This window comes from Aquimarina longa SW024 (assembly GCF_001401755.1).
In the GTDB taxonomy this organism is placed as follows: Bacteria; Bacteroidota; Bacteroidia; order Flavobacteriales; family Flavobacteriaceae; genus Aquimarina; species Aquimarina longa.
This window is the reverse complement of the sequence record NZ_KQ474107.1, coordinates 94,453-103,649: the sequence shown is the minus strand read 5'-3', so window position 1 is coordinate 103,649 and position 9,197 is coordinate 94,453. Positions and strand designations below refer to the sequence as shown.

Sequence of the window (9,197 nt, the reverse complement as noted above, 5' to 3'; positions counted from 1 at the left end):
AATGCAAGTCTAACGGAAGATGGTACAAATCTGATCTTAACTGATTCGGATGGTAGTACGGTTTCTATTGCATTATCCGATATTGATGACAATACAACCAATGCAAGTTTAACCGAAGATGGAACAAACCTAATCTTAACAGATTCGGATGGTAGTACAGTTTCTATTGCACTTTCAGACCTAACAACATCCACATTCTACACTTCCAATGGTACGTTAACTAGCTCTAGAATTGTAAATGGAGGGAATAATTCATTAGTTTTCAATACTATAAATGCTTATCAATTATTCACTACTACTACCCAGATATCTTCTACTAATACTATTGACATTTCTAGTATACAATCCTTACGACTTGGATCTACAGGAAATACTACTCAAATCTCAGGTGCATTAGGAATTCAATTACAAAATGCTACTCATGTACAAGATAACCTTAGAGTAGATGGTAGTTACTCTGATAGTAGTGGAGATGCTGGAGTTGCTAATCAAGTACTAACCTCTACAGGGACCGGTACTAATTGGGTAGATGTCTCTAGCTTAGAAACGGTGACCACAATAACCGATACTAATGGAGCTACTACCAAGAAAGAAATCGCTACATATAGTAATGAAGCTGGCGGTGCTGCTGTATCTATAAATGAAACGGTAACTTCATTAGAACAAGACAATACACCTACCACTACAGATCCTACAGCAACTGGAGAAATTACTTATACCGATGAAAATGGTTCAACGAGTACCGCTCAAGTAGTTAGTGCTGATGCTAATAACAATATATCCGTAGGTGCTGATGGAGGAGCTTTCTTAAGTATGCCTATAATTTATGCAGCTGGAAAAGTGAATGCTGACGGAACTGTTAACACAGGAGCTATTTATAATGCTAGTATTAATAAAGTTAACACCAATAATGGTGGATCCGGAGGAGGAATAGAAGGAGATTATGAAGTGAATTTCGATATTCCACTGACAAATATTAATTATGTTATCCAATTGACTATTCTTGATTGTGCAGGTGATTGTCCTGGTAATACATTAGATAAGTATGATGATCCAGGAATAACTTACTACAATCAAACAGTCAATGGGTTTTCGGTAAATATAAAAGACAGTGACAATGGCACCAATCAAGGAGATGATATTGATCTTGATTTTATGTTTAGCGTAATTAAACTACCTAATTAGAATTAAAAACATCAGATTAAACAAAATAATGAAAAACAAAACAATGAAAAAATTATCCCTCATAGCTTTCTTATTTGTCATATCAATAAATAGCATACATGGTCAAATTGGAGTTAATGATGCTAATGCCTTACTTGGGTTACCTAAGGCAACTAATTTAGCAGAGATTAATGCTATACTTTCTCCAACTATTGGTTCTGTTGTTTTTAATTTAGCTGATGAAGAAATTTATCGGTACACAGGTTTAACTAATGGATGGCAAGTAAGTACTGATGATCAATTAGATTCTGAAGTAAACTTAGCAACTTCTATTGATGTTGATGAAGCTGGGGAAAATACTATAACGAATGAAACAACTGTTCAAGAAGTTATACAAGCCATTGCCCCTATAACTTCTAAGGCAGCTAGAGTTTTTTATCCACCATCTATCGAGATAGATGCTTCTAGCACAGGAACAGGACGTACGATAAATTTATACACTCAATATACAGCACAATTTGCTACTCCTGTAGCTTCAAATCCTACTGCTCCAGGAGCCATACCTATATATAATGCTAATGAATTACATTATTATGTAACCTTTGCTGATCCGTCTGTATTTGACAATATATCTATTGATAATGCAGGAGAGATGACATATGATATTATTTCGACTCCTTTAACATATAATACATTAATTAATGTAGTATTTGTTGTTAAATAAAAAAACAGCATAGATGAAAAAACATCAGAATACACCATTTTTTATACTACTGATAGTATTCCTATACTCTTCTGTGATTTCTTATGGACAAGCTGTAGTAGAGATTGAAGTAAATTGGCCTCAATGGTCTTCAGAAAATAGGGTAACTTTTTTTATGCCTGATGGTGTAACCCTTGTTACTGGAGGCACAAATCCAATTTGTAATCCTACAAATTGTTTTGATGGAAATACAATTGCAGGCTATACTACCACAGTAAGTTTTAATGTCCCATATGGAACTAACTATTCTATACTTATGGAAGAGTTTTATGGTGATGGTTGGAATGGAGCGGCTTCTGTTATAGTTAGAGTAGATGGAACTCAAGTAATATCAGAAAATGGAAGTGATCTAGTCAACGGAAATCCTAAACCTTCAAGCATGAGTAAGACTGTTACTTTTGATATTGTAGCAGTAATACCTATAATAAGTATAGAGGATATTTCTGTAAATGAAAATGCAGGAACTGCTATATTTACTGTAACACATGGTGGTTCTAGTACCACAGGTACTTTTACTCTTGATTATACAACCGCTGATAATACAGCCACTGCTGGAGCAGATTACACCACAACAAATGGCACATTATCTTTTTCTGGAACTACCGGAGATACAGAAACTATAACTATTCCTATACTAGACGATATTAATATAGAGGGAGATGAGAGTTTTTTGATTAATTTTTCTAATGTAAGCGATCCGTCTGTTGATATTACAGATCAAGGAATAGGTACTATTATTGACATTGAAGTAGAAAATCCAAGACCCTATGAAGAACGTTTTTCAGTTAATGTGCGAGGCAATTTTGATATGATTGGTAACACAAACCTAATATGTACCGCCAATTGTCCTGGAACGCCTACAACTAATAACCCACCAGTAGTAATGGGCTATTCTAATATTGATGGGACTACAATAAACTCTAGTAGTAGTAACTTTACATTACCTGTAGGAGCCACTATTAATTGGGCAGGACTATACTGGGGAGGTGCATATAATTCCACATTTAGTGGAATTACAAATCCCGACCCTTCATTAAACCCTGGACAAATAAAATTTAGACAACCAGGCTCAGGAGCATATACTACAATTAATGCCAACATTACTAATATTGAAAATACCTCATTCAGTGGGTGGAGTACCTTTATATCTTTTGCAGATGTCACTTCCATTGTTCAAAGTGGAGGATCAGGAACCTATACTGTTGCAGATATTGCATTAATTACAGGTAGTGCCTTTACAGGACCATTTGGAGGCTGGACTATGGTAATCATTTATGAAGATCCTACGGATATAACCAGAAGTATCAGCGTATGGGATGGTTTTGATTTTTTTGGATTTGGAGCTAATGACGCATTTACAGTTGTTGGTTTATTAACTCCTTCTACAGGGGCTTTTGATACAGATGCAGGATACTTTGGATTTGACGGTGAAGCAAATCAAACGGGAGATTTTGTATCTATAAATGGAACTCCTCTTTCTAATGGATTAAATCCTACTAATAATACATTAAATAGTACTATATCAAAATACGGAGTTGATATTGGAGCAAGAAACCCTAATTTAAGTTTTAATTGGGGGATGGATATTGATATGTTTGACGCTACTGGTCTAGTTCCTAATAATGCGACTACTCTAGATGTTGGTTTAGGAAGTGCTAATGAAGGGATTTGGGGAGGTGTTTTTGCTGTATCTACAGAAGTAGCTTTCCCTGCTGTAGCAAGTAAAAATTTCTCACCAAATACTATTGGACATGGAGAAGAATCAACAGTTACTATTGTTTTAGAAAACCCAGCAACTGGAGTAGATTTGACTAATTTATCACTTACAGACAACCTCCCCTCAGGAATGTTAATTTCAACATCTCCTAATGCTTCTTCTTCTTGTACGGGAACTGTTAGTGCGGCATCTGGGGCTAATAATTTTTCTGTCTCTGGAATAAGTTTACCTGCAGGAAATTCTTGTACTTTTACTTTTGATGTAATAGGTACAGAAGTAGGAAGTTTTGATAACTCTCTATCATCTTCAGATATTTCTAATGATCAAAATATACCATTAGCTGGTACAACCACCGGAACATTAAATATTATTATAAAAACAGTAATAACCAATCGAAGAATCACGCATAGATCAAGACCTAATTAACAAAAAAATAACAAATAAAAAACTTCTACAAACAATTACATAACAACGAGTTATGTGATTGAAATTATTTCTACGCGAATCCAGTATAATATAAAAGTTATTTTTATATATATTTGTTTATATAAGTATCTACCATACCTATATATAAATAACGTGTTATCTTACAATATTAACACCGTTAATCGTAATAAACAAGCACTTAATCGGTGTTTTCTTATTTTTTATACCCTAAAAAGTTGTTCAGTTTAAAAAAAATATAATATATTTGCCATAACTTACTTACTGTCAAACCGTAACACAGTATTACCCCAAATATAATTATGGATAAAATATTTTTTATAATCGCATGCTTCTTAGCCCAATTTATCATAGGACAACAAGCTTTTCATAATTTTGGAAATATCCAAATTCATGATCAAGGTAAAATAGGTTTTCATACTAATTTAACTAATGACGGAACGTTTGATCAAAATAGTGGTCTTGCAGGTTTCTATAGTACTACTGATGAACTTACTATATCAGGAGATAACAAACCTGTATTTCATGATATGGAAATTGACGTTGTAAATGACCTATTCTTAGAAGTTGCAGTAGGTATTACGAATTTCCAAGAATTTATAAATGGAAGAGTTCAAACGCCTAGAGATAGACGTATTGTTTCTTTAGATTATGTAAATGATACGCCATATTTAGGAGAGAATAATGATCGATATGTAGATGGGTACGCATCAATAACAGGAATTCTTGATTTTACTTTTCCTATTGGAGATGACTATAGATTAAGACCTATGAAAGTTGATAGTCAAATTGCAACAAACACGTCCAAAGGAGCTTATTTTTTCGAAAATCCAAATACTCCTAATTTTTTTCCAAGTAGTTTTGATACTAATAATTTTGGAAATTCTTTATTTGGTGTTAGTTCTTTCGAATTTTGGGATCTAGATAGTAGTATAGAAACTAGAGTAACTCTTACTTGGGATGATAACAGTAATATCCCAACACTTGTAGATGATTTAGAAAATCTTAGAGTTGTAGGATGGGATAAAAATTTAAACCAATGGGTAAACCTTGGTAATACAGCTATATTAGGAGATTTAAACAATGGAGAAATCACTTCAGAAGTAATATTACCCGATAACTATACTGTTCTTACTTTCGGAACATCTAGTAGTATATTAGATGGCGATTTGCAAGTATTCACTGCTGTGTCTCCTAATGGAGATGGTCTTAACGATACTTTTACCATACAAGGTATTTCTAAATTCCCAGATAATGAACTTTCTATCTTTAACAGATGGGGAGTCGAAGTATATAATAAAAAAGAATATGATAATTCATGGGCTGGAATCTCAGAAGGCAGAGCAACTATTGCTAAAGATGAAGAGCTTCCTGTAGGTACTTATTTTTATATTTTAAAAATTAATGGGCAGAAAGATCGTTCAGGTTATTTATATATCAATAGGTAATTTTTAAAATATTTATTTATAAAAACTATTCATGGAACTTGTAATCCATGAATAGTTTTTTTTTGCATATGTCAATACCAAAAGTTTATATCTAACTTAATTACTATTTATTTGTATTATAGAACTTAGGCAAGAAAACATTTTGTTATAGTAAATTTATATATAGCTAATTATTTAGAAAGCAAGTAGTATTAAAAAATACTTATTTGGTCATTATAACTTTTTCACAAAATGATACCCCCATATTTCATACCCTTCATTAAGATAAAACTTGTGAGAAGGGTAATTCGTAACATAACTATTTAACTCCGAAGCCTCACACCCCCTACTCTTTGCATATTCATAGATCCATGTAAATACTTTCTTACCAATACCTTTACTTCTATATGCTTCTTTAATAAATACATGATCAGGCTCACATGATCGACCTACATAATGCCTTGTCATAAACCACAAACCAAATATTCCTATTAATTCTTTATCTAAATAAACTCCCCAACACTCATAATTCTGCTCAAACATCTCTTCAAAACGTTGCATTAAAATATCGTCAGAAAACTGGTTTTTCATTAATTTTTGGAGTAATGGCAAAGCTTTACAAAAATCTTCTTTTAAAATTTTGTGAAATGCTAAATTCATATGGTGTTTTTCTGCAAAAATAATTATACTTTTATCTCAAAGATGTTAAGAATTCTTAAAAATCAAATACATTACTAATTATAGTATTCTAATCAGCATGTATTGTTTTTATTTTTTAATCATCACTAACAAGCAAAAGAAAAAACTATATAAAAATGAAAGAAAAATCAGGAAAAATACAAGATCTGATCGATAAAAAATTTCTGGAAGAACGAAGTGTATTCCTCTGGGGGCAGGTAGATGATAAATCAGCAAAACATGTAATTGATAGATTGATGTATCTAGACATGATAAATCATAAAGAAATTAAGCTATATATTAATAGTCCAGGAGGATATGTTACTTCAGGATTTGCTATGTATGATACTATTAAAAGTCTAAAAAGTCCTGTTTCCACTATTTGTACTGGACTAGCAGCATCTATGGGATCAATTCTTTTAAGTATTGGTGAGAAAGGACGTAGATTTATTCAACCCCATGCAAAAGTGATGATTCATCAGCCAAGTGGTGGCGCAAGAGGACAAGCTTCTAATATAGAAATTCAAGCAGCAGAAATACTAAAAACTAAAGAGTTAAGCGCTCAGATTCTTGCAGATAATTGTGGCCAAGATGTAGAAAAAGTATTAAAAGATTTTAATCGTGATTATTGGATGGATGCTCAGGAATCATTAGAATATGGAATTATTGATGGAATTTTAGAATAAATTACTCTAAAATGACAGAATTGTAGTAAAAGAATGTTAAGACGAGATTTTATTGGTATTAGTACTTTAGGCGTAATCGGAATATTATCGTCATTTTCTATGCTTCAGTCGAAGTTCTCTAAAGATGACCTAATGGGAAAAAATAATCCTTTACTCTTTGGTGATGAACATAAACTTAGGAAAGAAGCTCATGAAGCTTTTTTAAAAATGAAAACCGAAGCACTAAAAAGTGGGTTTAGGATAAAGGTTGTTTCAAGCTATAGAAGTTATGCACATCAAAATAAAATCTGGGAACGCAAATATAAAAAGTTTACTAAAAAAGGGTTATCCCCAATTAATGCAATACAGAAGATTATAGAATATTCTACAATACCTGGTACATCAAGGCATCATTGGGGAACCGATTTAGACATTGTAGATGGTAATGCCAGACAACCTAAACGATTACTTCTTGCAGAGAACTTTGAGAGTGATGGCCCTTTTTGTAAATTTAAAGAATGGATGGATCAGTATGCTAATACCTTTGGATTTCATCTTGTTTATACTGACAAAAAAAATAGAAAAGGTTTTAAATATGAACCTTGGCACTACTCTTACGCCCCACTATCTGTACCAATGCTAAAAGAGTATCAAAAACTAGATATTACTACAGAATTAAAAAAAACAGAATTATTTGGTAGTTCTTTTTTTACAGAAAGCTTTATTAAACAATACATTACAGAAAACATATTAGATATTAATCCAAAATTAACATAATATCATATACTAAAACTAACTAATATTAGTTATCTACTACTGTAATCAAAACAAAAACCCCTAAAATCTTTGAAAACTTCTTTGTCTAAATATTTTTGTGCTTTTATTATTTTATGCTATACACTATCATGTTCTGATGATGAGAATAGTTCTAATAAGGTTTCTGATCGAAATTCTACTACAGAAGAAGAAAAACCTACAGGAAAACCTCCCATACCACTTTCTATTACAGAAGAAATACTAAAATTAGTAAATGAACATCGGCAAAATAAAGGCTTAACAAAATTAATCACAAATAAAACTGCCGAACAATTAGCTGTTACTCATACAGAATATATGATTTCTAAAAGCACTATTAGTCACGATGACTTTTCCTCTAGAAAAAGTGTTTTGAATAAAAAAGAAAATGCCAGATCAGCAGCAGAAAACGTAGCTAGCTTTTATCCAGATGCAAAAAGTGTAGTTGCAGGCTGGTTAGCTAGTAGTGGTCATAAAAAAAATATCGAAGGAAACTATACTCATACCGGTATCGCAGCAATAAAAGATAAAGATGGAAAATATTATTATACACAATTATTTTATCGATAAACTAACTATGCAAACTCAACGACCATAGTTAGCACTAATCCCATTTTAGTTTCTAAAATGGTACCCCTAGTAATTGCTTACTAAGAAGTGTTTATACATTTTATTAGTAAGCAATTTTTATATTTACTAACTTTAAACTTTGGTATCAAAAAAAACAATTTATAATGAGACGTGGTGGTTTAAAAATCAGAATCTTAATCGGTTTAGCAATTGTAGCTTTTGCTTTTTTTAAAAAATGTAATAATAAAACATTAAACCCGTATACTGATAGAGTACAAAATATCAATATGACAAGTGATCAGGAGATTGCCATAGGGCTACAAAGTGCTCCTGAAATGACACAACAACATGGAGGATTATATCCGGATCAAAAATTACAAAGTTATATCGACATGATTGGTAATAAGCTAGTCAAATCAAGTATGGCTAAACAAACCCCTTATAAATATGAGTTTCATTTATTAGCAGATCCAAATACTATAAATGCTTTTGCTTTACCAGGAGGGCAAATATTTATAACCTATGCTTTACTTTCTAAGTTACAAAATGAAGATCAGGTTGCAGGAGTACTAGGTCATGAAATTGGTCATGTACTAGGACGCCACTCTGCAGAAAGAATAGCAGAGCATGAATTTTGGAAAACGATATCTACAGGTGCATCTGTAGGCGCAGATGCAGGAGGAATTGTAAATGGTATTGGAAAAAACATCTTACTAGGAAATGGTCGTAATGATGAGCTAGAAAGTGATAAATTAGGTATTTTATTTATGATTAATTCAGGTTACAATCCTGAGGAAATGATTGGTGTAATGAAAATTCTTAAAGCAGCAGCAGGTCCTAATCGTACTCCTGAGTTTCAAAGCTCTCACCCTGATCCAGAAAATCGCATAGAAAAAATAAAAGAAGCGATACAGGAATATAGCAAACAATAAAAAAAAGCTACTTGTTTTTTCTTTTCTTTAAACAAGTAGCTT

General features: G+C 32.3%; 9 protein-coding genes. 8 read left to right on the top strand and 1 reads right to left on the bottom strand.

Features of this window, described 5'->3' with window-relative positions; translation table 11 throughout:
- The 4 genes from N456_RS24675 to N456_RS22530 form a co-directional block, all read left to right on the top strand.
- Window positions 1–1,185, top strand: a 1,185-nt coding sequence (locus tag N456_RS24675) for an autotransporter outer membrane beta-barrel domain-containing protein (protein WP_158447953.1), incomplete at its 5' end; no start/stop codon positions are given.
- 43 nt (window positions 1,186–1,228) lie between these two features.
- Window positions 1,229–1,888 carry a hypothetical protein gene (locus tag N456_RS22540; protein WP_082422630.1) on the top strand — a complete coding sequence of 220 codons (660 nt, stop codon included), beginning with the start codon at window positions 1,229–1,231 and terminating at the stop codon, window positions 1,886–1,888.
- Between the two features lie 13 nt (window positions 1,889–1,901).
- On the top strand, window positions 1,902–4,070 hold the full coding sequence (locus tag N456_RS22535) for a DUF7933 domain-containing protein (RefSeq protein WP_062062524.1): 2,169 nt from the start codon (window positions 1,902–1,904) through the stop codon (window positions 4,068–4,070).
- A 320-nt stretch (window positions 4,071–4,390) separates the two neighbouring features.
- Complete coding sequence (locus N456_RS22530; protein WP_062062521.1) at window positions 4,391–5,536, top strand: T9SS type B sorting domain-containing protein; 1,146 nt, start codon at window positions 4,391–4,393, stop codon at window positions 5,534–5,536.
- A 213-nt stretch (window positions 5,537–5,749) separates the two neighbouring features.
- Here the strand turns inward: N456_RS22530 and N456_RS22525 are convergent, their stop codons facing one another.
- Window positions 5,750–6,175: a GNAT family N-acetyltransferase gene (locus N456_RS22525; protein ID WP_062062518.1), complete on the bottom strand. Its 426-nt coding sequence runs from the start codon at window positions 6,173–6,175 to the stop codon at window positions 5,750–5,752.
- Between the two features lie 155 nt (window positions 6,176–6,330).
- Between N456_RS22525 and N456_RS22520 the strand changes: the two genes are divergently transcribed.
- The 4 genes from N456_RS22520 to N456_RS22505 all read left to right on the top strand — a co-directional run bounded on the left by N456_RS22520 (window position 6,331) and on the right by N456_RS22505 (window position 9,155).
- Window positions 6,331–6,879 (top strand): ClpP family protease, encoded by a 549-nt coding sequence (locus tag N456_RS22520; RefSeq protein WP_062062515.1) that lies wholly within the window; start codon window positions 6,331–6,333, stop codon window positions 6,877–6,879.
- Window positions 6,880–6,912: 33 nt separating this feature from the next.
- Window positions 6,913–7,635 carry a M15 family metallopeptidase gene (locus N456_RS22515; RefSeq protein ID WP_062062512.1) on the top strand — a complete coding sequence of 241 codons (723 nt, stop codon included), beginning with the start codon at window positions 6,913–6,915 and terminating at the stop codon, window positions 7,633–7,635.
- 69 nt (window positions 7,636–7,704) lie between these two features.
- Window positions 7,705–8,223, top strand: a complete 519-nt coding sequence (locus N456_RS22510) for a CAP domain-containing protein (protein ID WP_082422629.1) — start codon at window positions 7,705–7,707, stop codon at window positions 8,221–8,223.
- 164 nt (window positions 8,224–8,387) lie between these two features.
- Window positions 8,388–9,155 carry a M48 family metalloprotease gene (locus tag N456_RS22505; RefSeq protein ID WP_062062506.1) on the top strand — a complete coding sequence of 256 codons (768 nt, stop codon included), beginning with the start codon at window positions 8,388–8,390 and terminating at the stop codon, window positions 9,153–9,155.
- The last annotated feature ends 42 nt before the right edge of the window (window positions 9,156–9,197 follow it).